The sequence below is a fragment of the Chryseobacterium sp. T20 genome (assembly GCF_047345655.1).
GTDB lineage: Bacteria > Bacteroidota > Bacteroidia > Flavobacteriales > Weeksellaceae > Chryseobacterium.
In genome coordinates this window covers 691,694-706,953 of record NZ_JBLFDU010000001.1, presented here as the reverse complement: position 1 = coordinate 706,953, position 15,260 = coordinate 691,694, and the positions used below count along the sequence as shown (strand labels likewise).

Genomic DNA, 15,260 nt, shown 5'->3' with positions numbered 1-15,260 from the left:
ATCTGCGAGAAACAAAAAGATTACTCTTTTAAGAATTTTTCATAGAAAACTTTATCCTTCGTCTGAATTTTCAGATAATAGGTTCCTTTTGCAAAATCCTCTACTTTTATAGATTTCTGGTGGTTACTTTTTCTGATGAGCCTTCCCAGGTTATCATAAATTTCCAGGGACTGAACTTCTTGCTCTGAGGCAACATTCAGAATGTTTTTTGCAGGATTCGGGAAGATAGAAAACGTTTCTTTTTTTACCGTCTCAGAGGTATTTAGGACTAGATTGTATAAGCTTCCGAAATTAAGAATTCCAAATCCTGTCTGATCTGAATGGGCAGGATAAAGTGAAGCTGTCTGTCTCAGCTTTGTTCTCATCTGCTCTCTGTTCATCGTTGGAAATGCCTGAATAAGACATGCAACACCTCCAGCAGCAATTGGTGTAGCAATTGAAGTTCCATTTACAACTAAGGTCGCATTATCATACACGGTTGTTGTACCGGTTCCCTGTGTACTTCCGTCTGGTTTTACCACTCCGAGAGCGTTAGGCCCGAAAGAAGAAAACCCGGATGCATTTCCGGCTGAATCTACAGATCCGATAGAAAATACTTTTGCATTGTCAGAAGGAGTCATAAGGTAATGCCAGGGCTGTTGTCCGGAGTTACCTGCAGCAGCAAGAACAAAAATACCTTTTTCAGCAGCAATCCCAGCACCTCTGGCAATAAAGGAGGTATTTCCGTCCATATTGGCATACGTGTAATTATAACGGCTTTCGTCAAAAACATTGTATCCTAATGATGAGGTAATAATTTCTACTCCTTTTCGATCTGCTTCCTCAGCCGCTTCAATCCAGTATAGTTCTTCTTCGGGAATTTCTACAGCGGCATTTTCACTTCGGTAAAGATAAAAATCAGCATCAGGTGCTGCTCCTACAAAAACATCCTGCAGATATCCACCGATAACACCTAACACGACAGAACCATGAGTACTGAGAGCTGCATTGTAAATATCTCCGGTTTTGGTCACAAAATCATAAGAGGCTTTGATATGATTATTGGTCCACAATCTTGAAAAAGCACTTCCTGTGTTCACCGTTGGAAATCCGGCATCAATCACCGCTATGGAAACTCCTGTTCCTGTATAGCCTGCCAGATGGAGCGGTCGGATATTGACCTGATCTATTTGTCCTGCTCCGGAACCATAATTAAAATTGGTAAGTGTTTTATTAATGCTGGCATCGTCTTTCCATTTTCCTGGTGCTGTTTTCACGGTAGTAGAACTGTTTCTGGCAAAACTCTCAACAGAGGAAACATACGTTTGAGCCTGAAGCAATATTTTTTGTGCAGGAGTGGCATTGACTGCTGCACCATTAAGCCATTTTGAATAATCCGTAACAACAAATCCCAAATTTTGAAGATTCTGAAGGTAAGACTGTTCAATAGGAGCATCCTGATCATTGAGCGGAATTCCCAGCGCGGTACGCCTGTTGAGTGATTTCTGGCTGAGTTCTGATAGCGGATTTGCATAAAATGCAGCTTTATTAGGCTTATCCGTGAAGTAAACAAAAACGAGTTCCGTTTGTGCGGAAACGGTAAGGTAACCAGTTAGGAAACAAAAGAGTAAAAGTTTTTTCATAAAATTTATTTGTATAAAGATAAAAACAAAATCAATAAAATTTTTGATAGGATTTTAAATTCCTTATTTTTACAGAAATATTTAGTATATGAAAAAAATTCAGATGGTTGACTTGCAAAGTCAGTATTACAAAATAAAGAATGATGTAGACAATGCAGTTTTGAATGTAATGGATTCTGCGGCATTTATTAACGGTCCTGAAGTAAAGTCTTTCCAGAATGAATTGGAGTCTTATTTAGAAGTAAAACATGTGATTCCGTGTGCCAATGGTACAGATGCATTACAGATTGCCCTGATGGCTTTGGATCTGAAAGAAGGAGACGAAATTATCACGGCTGATTTTACTTTTGCTGCTACAGTAGAAGTTATTCACCTGCTTAAATTAAAGTCTGTACTGGTAGATGTTGATTATGATACATTCACAATTTCTACTGAACAGATTAAAAAAGCAATTACCCCAAGAACAAAAGCGATTATTCCGGTGCATATTTTCGGACAGTGTGCCAACATGGAAGAAATTTTAAAAATTGCTGAAGAGCATAATTTATATGTTATTGAAGACAATGCTCAGGCAATTGGTTCAGAATATACCTTCTCTGATGGAACTGTAAAACAGGCAGGAACAATGTCTACTGTGGGAACTACTTCTTTCTTCCCGTCAAAAAATCTGGGATGCTACGGAGACGGAGGTGCTATTTTTACCAATAATGATGAATTAGCTCACCGTTTAAGAGGAATTGTAAACCATGGAATGTACGAAAGATATTACCATGATGAGGTAGGAGTAAACTCACGTTTGGACAGCATTCAGGCAGCGGTTTTAAGAAAGAAACTTCCTCACCTGGATTCTTACAACGAAGCGAGAAGAAAAGCAGCTGATTTTTATGATGAAGCATTCGAAGGAAACCCGAATATCCTGACTCCAAAAAGAGCGGAGAACTCTACTCACGTATTCCACCAGTATACATTAAGAATTCTGAATGGAAAACGTAATGAACTTCAGAAGTTTTTAACGGAAAAAGAAATTCCTGCAATGATCTATTATCCGGTAGCATTAAGAAAGCAAAAAGCATACTTCCAGGAAAGTAATGCAGCAGACTTTGTGAATACTGATAAGCTTTTGGATCAGGTAATTTCTTTACCGATGCATACAGAATTGGACGAAGAGCAGCTGAAGTATATTACGGATGCAGTGCTTGAGTTTATGGGATAAAATAAGCATGAAGGAATTTTTTTTAAAAGGGAGAAAGTATAAATTCTTTTTAGGATTTCACCTTTTTATTGCAGGGCTTTATTCAATCTATATCATAAATACATTGAAGTCTTATAATTCCTCATCTTATTCAACATATTATAAAGAGAGTATTTCTGAAAATATTGCAAAATACTCTTTTTATATTATCATAAATTTAATTTCGGTAGCGATCATTTATTTTAAAATAAAACGAGCAAAGACTATCCTTAATTTTTTTGCAGTAATGATCTTTATTTTGGTTTGTTATGCCGAATATACCCTGATTAAAACTTATGTTAATAACTCATATTATAACTTTGTAATTACTTTTAATACAGGAGTTATAGGTTTTATTGTTTTTTATATCTTTTATCTTAATAAAAGTAATGAGAAAGAAGAAATAGGAATAAATGAAATAGAAAATATAGGAAAACGCGAAGACTAAGAAAGCGCTAAGATTAAAAAATAAAAATGGCAATACTTGTTACTGGCGGACTTGGATATATTGGGTCTCACACTGTTGTAGAACTTCTCAATAACGGCTTTGAAGTGGTTATTGTAGATGATTTATCCAATACGGAAAGGTTTATTTTAAAAAATATTGAGGAAATTACAGGTAAGAAGCCTGTTTTTTATCCTTTTGATTTAAGAAGAAAAGAACTTCTTACTCAGGTTTTTGATGCTCACCAGATTGATGGTTGTATCAATTTTGCTGCCTCTAAAGCGGTAGGAGAGAGCCAGGTCATTCCTGTAGATTATTATGAGAATAATCTGTTTTCTCTGATTAATATTCTTCAAGAATTTAAAGCAAGAAAGATCTCCAATTTTATTTTCAGCTCATCATGTACGGTATACGGACAAGCAGATGTAATGCCGATAGATGAAAATACTCCGTTGAAAACCCCTGAAAGTGTCTATGGGAAAACAAAACAAATGGGAGAGCAGATCCTGATTGATTTTGCAAAAGCCTATCAAAGTAAAATATCACTATTAAGATATTTTAATCCAATCGGAGCGCACCCTTCCGGAAAGCTGGGAGAATTGCCGATAGGGATTCCTAATAATTTAGTGCCTTATGTGATGCAGACGGCTTCTGGAGTACGTGAGAAACTGAATATCTGGGGTAATGATTACCCTACAGAGGATGGAACGGCCGTTCGTGATTATATCTATGTTGTTGACCTGGCAAAAGCACACGTTGCCGCATTAAAGAAACTGATAGAAGATCCTTCATCGGATGCTGTGATAGATACCTACAATCTGGGAACAGGAAAAGGTTCATCTGTACTGGAAGTGGTAAAAGCATTTGAAAAAGCCAATCATGTAGAAGTGCCTTATCAGATCTGTGCCAGAAGAGAAGGAGATATCACTATTGCCTATGCCAACCCTGATAAAGCAGAAAAAGGACTCAAATGGAAGTCTGAAACCTCGCTTGAAGAGGCTTTAAGAACGGTTTGGGAATGGCAAAAATATCTGAACACCAGAAATTCATAACTTAGCATTGAGAAATGCTTATATAGAAAGAGCAATTTAAACGATCATAAAACAAATTACAAAAACATCTTCCTTGAAATTTAGTGTTTTATCTTTTTAGAAAACATTTATTTCAGCGGAACTTTAATTTTAACATTAATATGAAGACACAGAGAATAGGTATTACATTTTCGTCATTTGACTTATTACATGCAGGTCACATTAAAATGCTTGAAGAAGCTAAAACAGTATGTGACTATTTAATCGTCGGACTTCAAATCGATCCGTCCCACGATCGTCCAAACAAAAATAAGCCAAGTCAGACTATTGTTGAAAGATATATCCAACTGAAAGCGGTGAATGCTGTGGATGAGATTATTCCTTATTACACAGAAGAAGACCTTTTGGATATTCTTAAATCATTTGTGATTGACGTAAGAATCATCGGGGATGATTATATGGACAGAGACTTTACAGGTAAGAAATACTGTGAAGAGAAAGGAATTGAGCTTTTTTTCAACAAAAGAGACCATAGGTTTTCCACCAGCGATCTGAGAAGAAGAATCTATGAAGCTGAAAAAGAAAAATACGCAAAAGCAGAACCTGTAAAATAACAGAAATAAAAAATCCCGAAAGAAACTTTCGGGATTTTTGTTGTATTACATTGGACCACCTTGTTCTTCGTCGCCTTTTGTATTAGAATTAATATCTTTTTTAATTTTAGGTTTGGCATCAATCTTCTCACCTTGCTTGAACTTATAAGTGAAGGATAAAGCAAACTGTCTTGGCTGCCATTGCATTTCCATTTCTCTGGTAAACTGAGCATTATCAGAGAAGTTTTTCATTTTTCTGGTATTGAAGATGTCTCTGATGTTGAATCCTATAATTCCGTTTCCTTTCCATATGGTCTGGCTCGCTCCAAAATCTATCCCATACATTGCCTTTCTGTTGTTCATAGCTGTTTTCTCAGCAGCTCTGTAGAAACTTTGAATTTGAAGGCTTAAGTTTTTAGTAGGCTTAAATGTATTGTTAAAACGTATTCTGTATGAGAATCCGGAACCTGAGAAATCATTTAAGGTTTTTGGATTGTCAGGGAATAAGTTATAGCTTCCTGTATTTTTATATCCGTAAAGGTCAGCAGAAAGCATTATTTTCCACCAGCTGTAAGGATCGTAAGTTCCGTTCAGATCCAAACCATAATTGGTCTCCGTACCCACGTTGAAAGGAATGGTGTTTACGGCTCCTGTCTGATCTACATACTGATATCTGTTTTGCTCGTCTTCAGACTTTTTAAAATACAAAGTTGGATTAAACGTGATCTTTTTATTTGAAAGATTGTATCCAAGTTCAAAAGAGTTTTCGTAGGTTGGATTAAGATTCGGGTTTCCTCTGAAATAGTTTCTGTCATCATCAAAAGACATAAAAGGAATCAGGGAGAAAGCTCTCGGACGGTTAATTCTTCTTGAATAGTTTAACAAGATCTGATTGTTCTTTGCCAGATCATAGCTTAAAAATACAGAAGGAAAGAACTTAGTGTAGTTTTTATTAACCTCCGGAGTATTTGCCGGGTTTCCGTTTACATCAAAATTTTGAAAATTAACGTCAATTTTTGAAGTCTCACTTCTTAATCCTAATTGATACGCAAATTTTTCTCCAATTTTACTTTTAAACTGTGCATAAACTCCCAAAATCTTTTCAGAATATACCGTATTACTTGTGAAATCGAACCTGGTAGTTGTAGGTTGATCGTTTAGCTTTTGATCTACAAAATAGTTATAAGTATTTCTGTTATAATCATAACGTGCTCCGGCTTCTAATTTAGACTTTTCACCTATTGGAAGTTCATAATCGATTTTTCCAATGAAGGTATCCGTTTTAGAATCTGTACTTACATTATTGATGATATTGCCGTTTGGCTGTACGATATTTTCAATAAATGTTCTTTGAACAATTTTATTAATTCCGTCTGTTTTGTTCGTCTGGTAACTTGCAGATGCGGATAATGACTGACCATTATCTCCAATTTTCTGATCAAGTCCAAGATCAAACTGTGTTGCCAGGTTTGTGTTATTTCCGTAGCTGTTTCTTTCCCTTAAAACATTGCTTACACCAGAAGTAGGAGTTGTATACAGTCTTTCATTATAAGAATTAAGACCTGTCTGATCGGTATCAAAACTTCTGATCATTCCTGAGAAATTGATGGAAGTTTTATCGCTGAAATCATGAGTAAAACCAGCAGTCACATTATAAGTGTCACTTTCTCTGGTTGTCTTACCATTTTGTTGAGAATACTGTGTAAAAGGGAATGCATCAGAAGCCAGGCTGCCAATATCATCCTTTCTGGTGGTTGTATTCTTCATGGTACTTTCATTCTTCTGATAACCACCGCCGCCATTTAAAAACCAGGTCCAGTTGCCCTTTCTCCAGTTTAGGTTCGCATTAAGATTGGTTCTTGGAAGGTAACCTAAAGTTCCTGTTACACTACCATTGAATCCCATTTTTTTATCCTTTTTAAGAATGATATTCAGAATACCTGCAGTTCCACTTGCCTCAAACTTAGAAGAAGGGTTGGTGATTACCTCAATTCTTTCAATCTGATCCGCAGGAATACTTTGCAAAGCATTGGCTCCATCGTCTATTCCAAGAAGTGAAGATGGCTTTCCGTTGATAAGAAATTTTACATTGGAATTTCCTCTCATCGATACCGTTCCGTCTGTATCTACAGAAACCGAAGGAACGTTGGTCAAAACATCCTGAAGATTTCCTCCTTTACTTACAATATCCTGTGAAGGATCATAGGTCTTTTTGTCAAGTTCTACTTTATATGCTTTGGTTGCTGAAGCAGTAATCACAACACCTTGTATTTCCTTTGTTTTACCATCAACAGTAGAGGTTGGCTCTGCTTCAATAGATAAAGCACCGATATTACCTGCTTTTGCAATAATTTTGCTGACTACACTTTTTTTGTAATCAATGGCTTCTATTGTAATATCATAATCTCCGGGCATAAGCTGAAGCGTATATTGCCCCTTTTCATCTGTCAGTACAGCATCACTTAAAGTCTTGTTGGCCTTATTGCTGAAAGTTACGGAAGCATAAGGAACCGGTTGATTTTTTTTGTTGACAATGATTCCTGAAACTCCAGCCTTCTCCTGTGCAAAAGCCAGTGCTGCCGCTGAAAGTACTAAGGTAAGTCCTAAAGTTTTTCTGGTGAAAATATTGACAATTTCTGTCTTATTCTTCATAGGTTATTTTTTTGTATAAGATCGTGAAAGAATAACCCTTAATATTTTGAATATCCATATCAATTTGATCTTCAAAACATTATGGTTGTATGTTTTTTTCTAACTGTTTAAATTTTCAGGTGCTTTCTAAGCCTATTTTATATTTTTTGAGTTGAGCCAGTCCTGATAAGCCTTTGCATTCACTGCATGTTCTTCAGCATTTGCAGTAAACTTATGGTATCCGAATCTTGCCGGATCAGCACACATAAATATATAATTGTTGTTTTCGGCATTTAAAACAGCATCTATTGAATTCTTATCCACTACACAGATAGGTCCCGGAGGAATACCTGCATTGGCATAAGTATTATAAGGTGATGGTGTAGACAAATGCTTATATAATACCCTTTTTATAGGTTCTTTAAAATTAGTCTGCTTATTAATTGCATAAATTACCGTAGGATCAGACTGAAGTTTCATTCCTTTTCTGTAACGGTTTAAATATAATCCAGCAATTGTTTTCATTTCGTCCTTTTTCCCTCCGGACTCTTTGTAAACAATAGAAGCCAGAGCATAAATCTGATCTCTTGTAAGACCGGACTGTTGTTCTTTGTTTTTTCTTTCACTCGTCCAGAAATCATTATACTGGTTTTCGAACTTGGAAAAAAATTCTCTCGGACTTACTGTCCAGAAGAAATTATAAGTATCAATGAAAAAATATTTTTTTAAATCTTCAACATTTTTATAGCCTTTCTCCTGCGCAACAGCATCCAGATCATTCACAAAATGTAATGAATCAATTTCTGTTTTTTTAGTCACCTTACCAATCATCTGATACATATCTCCAAAATCACCAATTCTGTAAGAATTTGCAGTCTGGTTACCTGCTTTGATCATATTGACAAGGTTTTTGTTACCTGTTCCGCTCTGAATATGATATCGCCCTGCTTTAAAATTCGTATCAAGGCCTTTTTCCTTAGCTACAGCTTCAAAGGACTCTCTGTCCTTAATATAAGGAGCAATAGAATCGAGGATCTGTTTAAAGCCTGCTCTATGAGGAATCAGAACATAACCATCCTTTTCTACGTTATTTCCTAAATATTTATTATAAAATCTCAAACCAAAAAATCCTGCCACTACAAAAACCAGCAGAATGACAATGAGAATTGCTTTTTTCATTCTTTATAAATGTTGATTAAAAGTTTTTTGTTTTTAAAGAAGATCTGTCTTACCTCTAAAAACTTGCTTTGCAGGACCCTCCAACCAAATATTCTGGAATGCATCACCGCTTTTTTCAGCATATACTTTAAGGTTTCCGCCTAAAGTTTTAACTTTTACAGAGGTTAGATTATGTTTTTGCAGAAAAGTTAAAGCAGAAGCTGTAACTCCTGTTCCGCAACTGTAAGTTTCGTCCTCAACGCCTCGTTCATAGGTTCTTACAAAAATTTCATTATCCGAAATTTTTTCTACAAAGTTCACATTGATTCCTTTTTCTTTATAATTTTCAGAATTTCTGATTCCATATCCTTCGTCATAAACGTGATAATCTTTCAGGTTATCTACATATTTTACATAATGAGGAGATCCGGTGTTCAGAACAAAATCATTTCCGTCATGGGAAACAGTATCCACATTGATCATTTTTAATTTAATGATTCCGTTATGGATTTCAGCTTCATGTTCACCATCCGTTGCAATGAATTTGCATTTGTCTTCAAAAATGTCCAGGAAAAAAGCAAAAGCAACAAGACATCTTCCTCCGTTTCCACACATTGTACTTTCCCCACCATCAGAATTGTAATACACCATTTTAAAATCATATTCAGGATCGTTTTCCAACAGAATAAGACCGTCAGCACCTATTCCGAAACGTCTGTCACATAATTTTTCAATGCTATCTTTATCTTTAGTAAATTGAAGATCACGGTTGTCTACCATTACAAAATCATTCCCTGTTCCCTGATATTTATAAAATTCCATATTTTTTTGTTAAATGAAGAAGCAAAATTACTATATTTTAAATGAAAAACGAACAGTGTTAGCTGTTCGTTTCCTTATTTATAATCGTTTTATCTAAAGCCGCCTCCGCCGCTCTGCTGTCTGCTTGAACTGGTGCTTTGGCTGCCTGAGCTATTCCTGAATCCACCGCCAGAAGATTCTGATCTGCTGCTTTCAGAATTTCTGAAACCGCTGTTATTCTGGTTTCCCTGGTTGTTCTGATTACTGCTGTTTTGATTTCTGAATCCGCTGTTACTGTTGGAGTTTCTGAAACCACTGTTGTTTTGGTTTCCCTGATTGTTTTGATAACCACTATTCTGGTTTCTGAATCCGCTATTGCTGTTAGAGTTTCTATTATTATTGAATCCTCCGTTATTATTGTATGAACCGTTACTGTTCGTTGTACGCGTATTCTGGAACCCGTTTTGAGGTCTTGACGAAGAAGAAGATCTTCTTTCTACATAGACTTTTCTTCTGGAGTTATTATAACTGTCATAATAATAAGGAATGCCATTATCATAGTAATAGTTAACGTTATTTCTGTAATAATAGCCGTCATTGCCCCAATATCCACCGCTTCCGTAGTATCCTGAAGGAGCATAATAATACCCATTGTTGTAATAGGGATCACCATATCCGTAACCACTATTGCTTCCGTATCCGTCAGTATATGCTAAACAAGAGGTTAAACTGGTAATAGCAAAAATACTGATTGCTATTTTAAATAAATTTTTCATGACTTTATTGTACTTTTTTTTCTTTAAAACTTTTTTTCCAATTGACGTATCCTAAGATCGCCATTATAGTAAATACCAAATATTGAACCGAAGTGATTCCAAGTCCCTTAAAAATCATCATAGGGATGCAAATAAGATCTCCAAGAATCCAGAAAATCCAGCTCTCAATGCGCTGTTTGGCCATCAACCACATTCCTACTAAAAATATGGAAGTGGTAAAAATATCCATCCAATTGGCCCAATCGAGATGATATAATCCCAAATAAGCACCTTCTAAATGATCAATATAAGGTTTACAATAATAAATAAAAGTAACAAATGCCAAACTCAGCACAAAAAGAATACTTGCATGTATCCATTCTTTTCGGGTAGCCCATGTAACTTCTACATGAACATGATCTTCAGAATTTCTTGCCCATAGAATCCAGCCATAAATACTCATGACAGTATAATAGACGTTAATCATACAGTCTCCCAGCAGCCCGGCATTGAAAAGAAGATATACATAGATCAGGGTTGAAAAAATGCCAGTAGGGTATACCCATATATTTTTCTTTATGGAAAAAAATACGCTCAGTATTCCGAAAATTGCACCTGATGCTTCCAACGTAATTTGTAAAGAATCATAGCTTTCATAAGGCTTTACAAAAAGATCATATAAATTCATGCAATCAAAAATAAGCAAAAATATGGACTTTTTAAAATGGATTATATAATGTGTTGTTCAGGTTTTTAAACCTTTAATGTAAAATAAATGAGGAAAGTTTAACGATAAACGTGGGAGTTCCTAAATTTTTTATATTTTCGTAAATCCTTAATAAATAAAAAAACATGTCGAAAATTTGGGTTAAAAAGCCACTAAGTGCCTATGAGGCAGATATGAAGAAAAGTGAGCTGAAAAAAGTCCTTGGAAAATGGAGTTTAACAGCAATTGGAGTGGGTGCTATCATCGGTGGTGGAATCTTTGTTCTTACTGGAACAGGAGCCTATTATCACGCAGGACCAGCACTTGCCATTTCCTTTATCATAGCAGGGATCGCCTGCGTTTTTGCTGCATTATGCTATGCAGAATTTGCATCCATTATTCCTGTAGAGGGTTCAGCTTATGCTTATGCATATGGAACAGTAGGAGAAATTTTTGCATGGGCCATGGGATGGTGTCTCATCCTCGAGTACGCCATGGCGAGTATGGCTGTTTCCGTGAGTTGGTCCGGATATTTTAACAAATTTTTAAAGATTTTTAATATTCACTTGCCTGGCTATCTGACATCAGATCCGGCAAGTTATACCGGAGATGGTTTTTCAATGAACCTGCCAGCATTCATTCTTGTTCTTTTAATTACTGCATTATTGGTAAAAGGAACTAAAGAAGCTGCAGGAGCGAATAACCTGATCGTTTTAATGAAAACTTCAGCGGTTATCTTTGTAATTATCGCTGGTGTATATATTATTTTCTCTAATACAGATCTTTACAATGCGGTAGACGGTGTTAAAAACTGGAAGCCTTTTATTCCGGATCAGGTTCAGATTAAAAATTCTGAGGGAGATATGGTTTCTGCCTACGGTATTAAAGGAATTATTTCCGGAGCAGCAGCTATTTTCTTTGCTTATATTGGTTTTGATGCTGTTTCTACACAAGCTGGAGAGGCTATTAACCCTAAGAAAGATGTACCTTTCGCTATTATCGCTTCATTATTGGTTTGTACTGCTTTATATATCTGTGTATCTCTTGTATTAACAGGGATGATGCATTATACAGACTTTAACCCGGAAGGTAAATATCCGGATGCTATCAAAGCTCCTGTAGCGTATGCTTTCGAAATTGCAGGAAAGCACTGGGCGAGTAATATCGTAACTATTGCAGCTACTGTAGGATTAATTTCCGTAGTAATGGTAATGATGATGGGACAGTCCAGAATCTTCATCGGGATGGCAAAAGACGGATTGATTCCTAAATTCTTCGGTGATCTTCATCCAAAAACAAAAACACCTTACAAAGGAATCATTTTGTTAGGACTTGTGGTAGCATTGATCGCGGCATTTACTCCAATTTCAACATTGGCAGATATGACAAGTTTCGGAACGCTGTTCGCATTTACACTGGTTTGTATTGCCGTTTGGGTGATGAGAAAAAAAGAACCTAATTTGATCAGACCTTTCAAAGTTCCTGCTTACAAAATAGTGGTGGCACTGGGAGTATTTATCAATATTTATTTGATCTTTAACTTAAGTGCTCATGCTTTGGAACTTTCTGCAGTATGGTTGTTCTTAGGAGGTTTAGTATACTTCCTGTATGGAAAATCAAACAGTAAGCTAAACAATCCTGAAAAATATCAGAATTAAGATTAATTATCATATTAAACCGCTTCGGCGGTTTTTTTTGTCCCAATACTATTACTATGAAAAATATTTTGTCCATTTTATTCCTGTCCGTAGGAATTACAGCGTTTTCCCAACAGGTGGAAAGCCTTGAAACCATTCTTAATGATAAGATCAGTATCAGAGCTCTTGAACTGTATAATAACAAGGTCTGGTACAGTGGTACAGATGCCAAATTTGGGTTTGTAGATCTTAAAGATTATAAAAACCAGAAACAGATAAAATTATCCGAAGAGAAACTTCAGTTCAGAACATTAGCGCAAAATAAAACTACTTTTTATGCTATCAATATTGAGAGTCCCGGACGTTTCTTTGCTATCGATAAGAAAACTCTGAAATCACAGGTTGTTTTTAAAGATACAGCGAAAACAGCTTTTTATGATGCTTTGCATTTTGTGAATGATAAGCTGGCCTATACTTTTAGTGATGCAGATAAAGATCAGATGTTGAAACTGGCTGTGTACAAAGAAGGGAAATGGAGCATGTTTAAGAATAATGTAAAATTAAATGAAGGAGAAGCTGCTTTTGCTGCCAGTAATACCAATATTTCATCCTCTAAAAAATACTTATGGATTGCAACTGGAGGGAAAGCTTCAAGAATTTTAAGAATGAATCTGAAAGATGAAAAAATAGAAGTGTTCAACACCCCAATCATACAGGGAGAATCTTCGCAGGGAATGTATTCAATTGATTTTTTTGAAGACCGTTTTGGGATTGCTGCAGGAGGGGATTATACAAAACAGGATGCCAATATCAATAATATCGCAACTACTCATGATGCTGGTGAAACCTGGCAGATTCAGGCTTCAGGACAGAATGCAGGATATACAACCTGTGTGAAAATTAAACCGGGATCAAAAGGAAAAGAAATAGTAGCAGTAGGAGACAAGCATATCAGCTATTCTTCAGATTTTGGAAAAACTTGGAAGAAAATTTCTGATGAGAAAGGTTTCTTTGTCTGCCAGTGGATTGATGCTAACCGTGTGGTTCTTGCAGGAAATAACAGAATTGCAGTGATGAAATTAAAATTTTAAATATCAGGAATAGAATTTATCACTATTTGTCAAAAGCCTGATCATACGTATTTAGACTCATTATAAAATAGAACCTAATATAATTCATAGGTTAAAATTCATAACTAATGGTTAATTTTGTAAGATGAAATTTAAATGATGTTAAATTTCATGTCCTTATAAAATTTTAATTTTCAAAATGAACTCTTTAATAGATAAGTATAATATTCCCGGACCGCGTTACACCTCTTATCCTACCGTTCCATATTGGGATGAATCAACATTCTCACCGGAACAATGGAAGGAAACCGTAATCAGGTCTTTTCATGAGAGCAATGCAGAGGAGGGAATTTCTATTTACATCCATTTGCCTTTCTGTGAGGCATTGTGTACGTTCTGTGCTTGCCATAAGCGTATTACCAAACAACATAGTGTTGAAATACCTTATCTGGAAAGTGTTTTAAAGGAATGGAAACTGTATCTTGATCTTTTCAACGAAAGACCTAAACTGAAAGAATTACACCTTGGAGGTGGTACTCCTACGTTTTTCTCTCCTGAGAATTTAAGAACATTACTGGAAGGTATTTTTTCATCGGTAGACATTGCGGAACACCCTGAATTTTCTTTTGAAGGGCATCCAAACAATACCACGAAAGAACATCTTCAGACCTTATATGATCTTGGTTTCAGAAGAGTAAGTTTTGGAGTTCAGGATTATGATCCTAAAGTTCAGAAAGCAATCAACAGAATCCAGCCTTTTGAAAATGTAAAAAACGTTACAGAATGGGCTAAGGAAATCGGATACCGAGGAATCAGTCATGATCTTGTTTTCGGATTGCCACACCAGAATTGGGAAGCAATGGAGCACACCATCAGAAAGACTATGGAGCTGAAGCCGGACAGATTGGCGTTCTACTCTTACGCACACGTTCCATGGGTGAAAGGTGTTGGACAAAGAGGATTTGATGAAAATGATCTTCCAAGCGGAGAAGAAAAACGCCGTTTGTATGAAGATGGCAAAAAGCTTCTTCAGGATTTAGGATATATTGAAGTAGGGATGGATCATTTCTCGCTTGAGCACGATGATCTGTATCAGTCTTTGATTCATAAAAAGCTTCACAGAAATTTCATGGGCTATACTTCCAGCAATACCCAACTGATGGTAGGACTTGGAATGTCTGCTATTTCAGATTCTTGGTATGCTTTTGCCCAAAATGTAAAAACTGTAGAGGAATACCAGAAAATGGTTGAAGAGGGTGAGATTCCTGTTGTAAAAGGGCACGTTCTGAGCGATGAGGATCTTACGGTAAGAAGACATATTCTGAATCTGATGTGCCAGCTTGAAACTACTTTTGATGTTAATAATTCTTTCCCTGAGCTTGACAATGCGCTGGAAATGCTGAAAGAAATGGAAAACGATGGTTTAGTTGAGATCAATGGAACTGAAGTTAAAATTACAGAAGCAGGTAGAGCCTTTACAAGAAATGTGGCGATGGTTTTTGACCTGAGAATGATGAGAAATAAACCCGAAACAAGGATTTTCTCAATGACAATATAAAACAAAAGCGGTTCAGTTGTGA

Annotated in this window: 13 protein-coding genes; 7 read left to right on the top strand and 6 right to left on the bottom strand. The window is 36.1% G+C overall.

Features of this window, described 5'->3' with window-relative positions:
* Nucleotides 1-20 precede the first annotated feature (20 nt).
* Nucleotides 21-1,622: a S8/S53 family peptidase gene (locus ACMA47_RS03200; RefSeq protein ID WP_413928648.1), complete on the bottom strand. Its 1,602-nt coding sequence runs from the start codon at nucleotides 1,620-1,622 to the stop codon at nucleotides 21-23.
* Nucleotides 1,623-1,710: 88 nt separating this feature from the next.
* Here ACMA47_RS03200 and ACMA47_RS03195 point away from each other — a divergent pair, with 88 nt between their 5' ends.
* The 4 genes from ACMA47_RS03195 (at nucleotide 1,711) to ACMA47_RS03180 (ending at nucleotide 4,943) form a co-directional block, all read left to right on the top strand.
* Nucleotides 1,711-2,835, top strand: coding sequence for a DegT/DnrJ/EryC1/StrS family aminotransferase (locus ACMA47_RS03195; RefSeq protein ID WP_034696300.1), 1,125 nt, complete (start codon nucleotides 1,711-1,713; stop codon nucleotides 2,833-2,835).
* Nucleotides 2,836-2,842: 7 nt separating this feature from the next.
* Nucleotides 2,843-3,301 (top strand): hypothetical protein, encoded by a 459-nt coding sequence (locus tag ACMA47_RS03190; protein WP_413928647.1) that lies wholly within the window; start codon nucleotides 2,843-2,845, stop codon nucleotides 3,299-3,301.
* Between the two features lie 26 nt (nucleotides 3,302-3,327).
* The gene (galE, locus tag ACMA47_RS03185; protein WP_413928646.1) at nucleotides 3,328-4,350 is read left to right on the top strand and encodes a UDP-glucose 4-epimerase GalE; all 1,023 of its coding nucleotides are present in this window, start codon (nucleotides 3,328-3,330) and stop codon (nucleotides 4,348-4,350) included.
* Between the two features lie 140 nt (nucleotides 4,351-4,490).
* A complete protein-coding gene (locus ACMA47_RS03180; protein ID WP_034696297.1) occupies nucleotides 4,491-4,943 on the top strand; it encodes an adenylyltransferase/cytidyltransferase family protein in 453 nt (150 codons plus the stop codon).
* A 45-nt stretch (nucleotides 4,944-4,988) separates the two neighbouring features.
* On the opposite strand, the gene ACMA47_RS03175 is transcribed toward ACMA47_RS03180, so the two are convergent.
* From ACMA47_RS03175 to pnuC, 5 genes are all read right to left on the bottom strand, one after another.
* The gene (locus tag ACMA47_RS03175) at nucleotides 4,989-7,574 is read right to left on the bottom strand and encodes a TonB-dependent receptor domain-containing protein (protein WP_413928645.1); all 2,586 of its coding nucleotides are present in this window, start codon (nucleotides 7,572-7,574) and stop codon (nucleotides 4,989-4,991) included.
* A 132-nt stretch (nucleotides 7,575-7,706) separates the two neighbouring features.
* Nucleotides 7,707-8,732 (bottom strand): endolytic transglycosylase MltG, encoded by a 1,026-nt coding sequence (gene mltG, locus ACMA47_RS03170; RefSeq protein WP_413928644.1) that lies wholly within the window; start codon nucleotides 8,730-8,732, stop codon nucleotides 7,707-7,709.
* A 33-nt stretch (nucleotides 8,733-8,765) separates the two neighbouring features.
* On the bottom strand, nucleotides 8,766-9,533 hold the full coding sequence (gene dapF, locus ACMA47_RS03165) for a diaminopimelate epimerase (protein ID WP_079241193.1): 768 nt from the start codon (nucleotides 9,531-9,533) through the stop codon (nucleotides 8,766-8,768).
* Nucleotides 9,534-9,622: 89 nt separating this feature from the next.
* On the bottom strand, nucleotides 9,623-10,288 hold the full coding sequence (locus ACMA47_RS03160; protein ID WP_034696292.1) for a hypothetical protein: 666 nt from the start codon (nucleotides 10,286-10,288) through the stop codon (nucleotides 9,623-9,625).
* 4 nt (nucleotides 10,289-10,292) lie between these two features.
* Entirely contained in the window at nucleotides 10,293-10,955 is a 663-nt protein-coding gene (gene pnuC / locus ACMA47_RS03155; RefSeq protein WP_413928643.1) for a nicotinamide riboside transporter PnuC, read from the bottom strand.
* A 164-nt stretch (nucleotides 10,956-11,119) separates the two neighbouring features.
* On the opposite strand from pnuC, the gene ACMA47_RS03150 reads away from it, so the two are divergent.
* The 3 genes from ACMA47_RS03150 to hemN all read left to right on the top strand — a co-directional run bounded on the left by ACMA47_RS03150 (nucleotide 11,120) and on the right by hemN (nucleotide 15,238).
* Nucleotides 11,120-12,631 (top strand): amino acid permease, encoded by a 1,512-nt coding sequence (locus ACMA47_RS03150; RefSeq protein ID WP_413928642.1) that lies wholly within the window; start codon nucleotides 11,120-11,122, stop codon nucleotides 12,629-12,631.
* Between the two features lie 56 nt (nucleotides 12,632-12,687).
* Complete coding sequence (locus ACMA47_RS03145; protein WP_413928641.1) at nucleotides 12,688-13,701, top strand: WD40/YVTN/BNR-like repeat-containing protein; 1,014 nt, start codon at nucleotides 12,688-12,690, stop codon at nucleotides 13,699-13,701.
* 178 nt (nucleotides 13,702-13,879) lie between these two features.
* The gene (gene hemN, locus ACMA47_RS03140; RefSeq protein WP_413928640.1) at nucleotides 13,880-15,238 is read left to right on the top strand and encodes an oxygen-independent coproporphyrinogen III oxidase; all 1,359 of its coding nucleotides are present in this window, start codon (nucleotides 13,880-13,882) and stop codon (nucleotides 15,236-15,238) included.
* The last annotated feature ends 22 nt before the right edge of the window (nucleotides 15,239-15,260 follow it).

Coding starts and splice junctions, on each gene's coding strand:
- ACMA47_RS03200 (WP_413928648.1), bottom strand. CDS start 1,622: ATGAAAAAACTTTTACTCTTTTGTTTCCTAACTGGTTACCTTACCGTT.
- ACMA47_RS03195 (WP_034696300.1), top strand. CDS start 1,711: ATGAAAAAAATTCAGATGGTTGACTTGCAAAGTCAGTATTACAAAATA.
- ACMA47_RS03190 (WP_413928647.1), top strand. CDS start 2,843: ATGAAGGAATTTTTTTTAAAAGGGAGAAAGTATAAATTCTTTTTAGGA.
- galE (WP_413928646.1), top strand. CDS start 3,328: ATGGCAATACTTGTTACTGGCGGACTTGGATATATTGGGTCTCACACT.
- ACMA47_RS03180 (WP_034696297.1), top strand. CDS start 4,491: ATGAAGACACAGAGAATAGGTATTACATTTTCGTCATTTGACTTATTA.
- ACMA47_RS03175 (WP_413928645.1), bottom strand. CDS start 7,574: ATGAAGAATAAGACAGAAATTGTCAATATTTTCACCAGAAAAACTTTA.
- mltG (WP_413928644.1), bottom strand. CDS start 8,732: ATGAAAAAAGCAATTCTCATTGTCATTCTGCTGGTTTTTGTAGTGGCA.
- dapF (WP_079241193.1), bottom strand. CDS start 9,533: ATGGAATTTTATAAATATCAGGGAACAGGGAATGATTTTGTAATGGTA.
- ACMA47_RS03160 (WP_034696292.1), bottom strand. CDS start 10,288: ATGAAAAATTTATTTAAAATAGCAATCAGTATTTTTGCTATTACCAGT.
- pnuC (WP_413928643.1), bottom strand. CDS start 10,955: ATGAATTTATATGATCTTTTTGTAAAGCCTTATGAAAGCTATGATTCT.
- ACMA47_RS03150 (WP_413928642.1), top strand. CDS start 11,120: ATGTCGAAAATTTGGGTTAAAAAGCCACTAAGTGCCTATGAGGCAGAT.
- ACMA47_RS03145 (WP_413928641.1), top strand. CDS start 12,688: ATGAAAAATATTTTGTCCATTTTATTCCTGTCCGTAGGAATTACAGCG.
- hemN (WP_413928640.1), top strand. CDS start 13,880: ATGAACTCTTTAATAGATAAGTATAATATTCCCGGACCGCGTTACACC.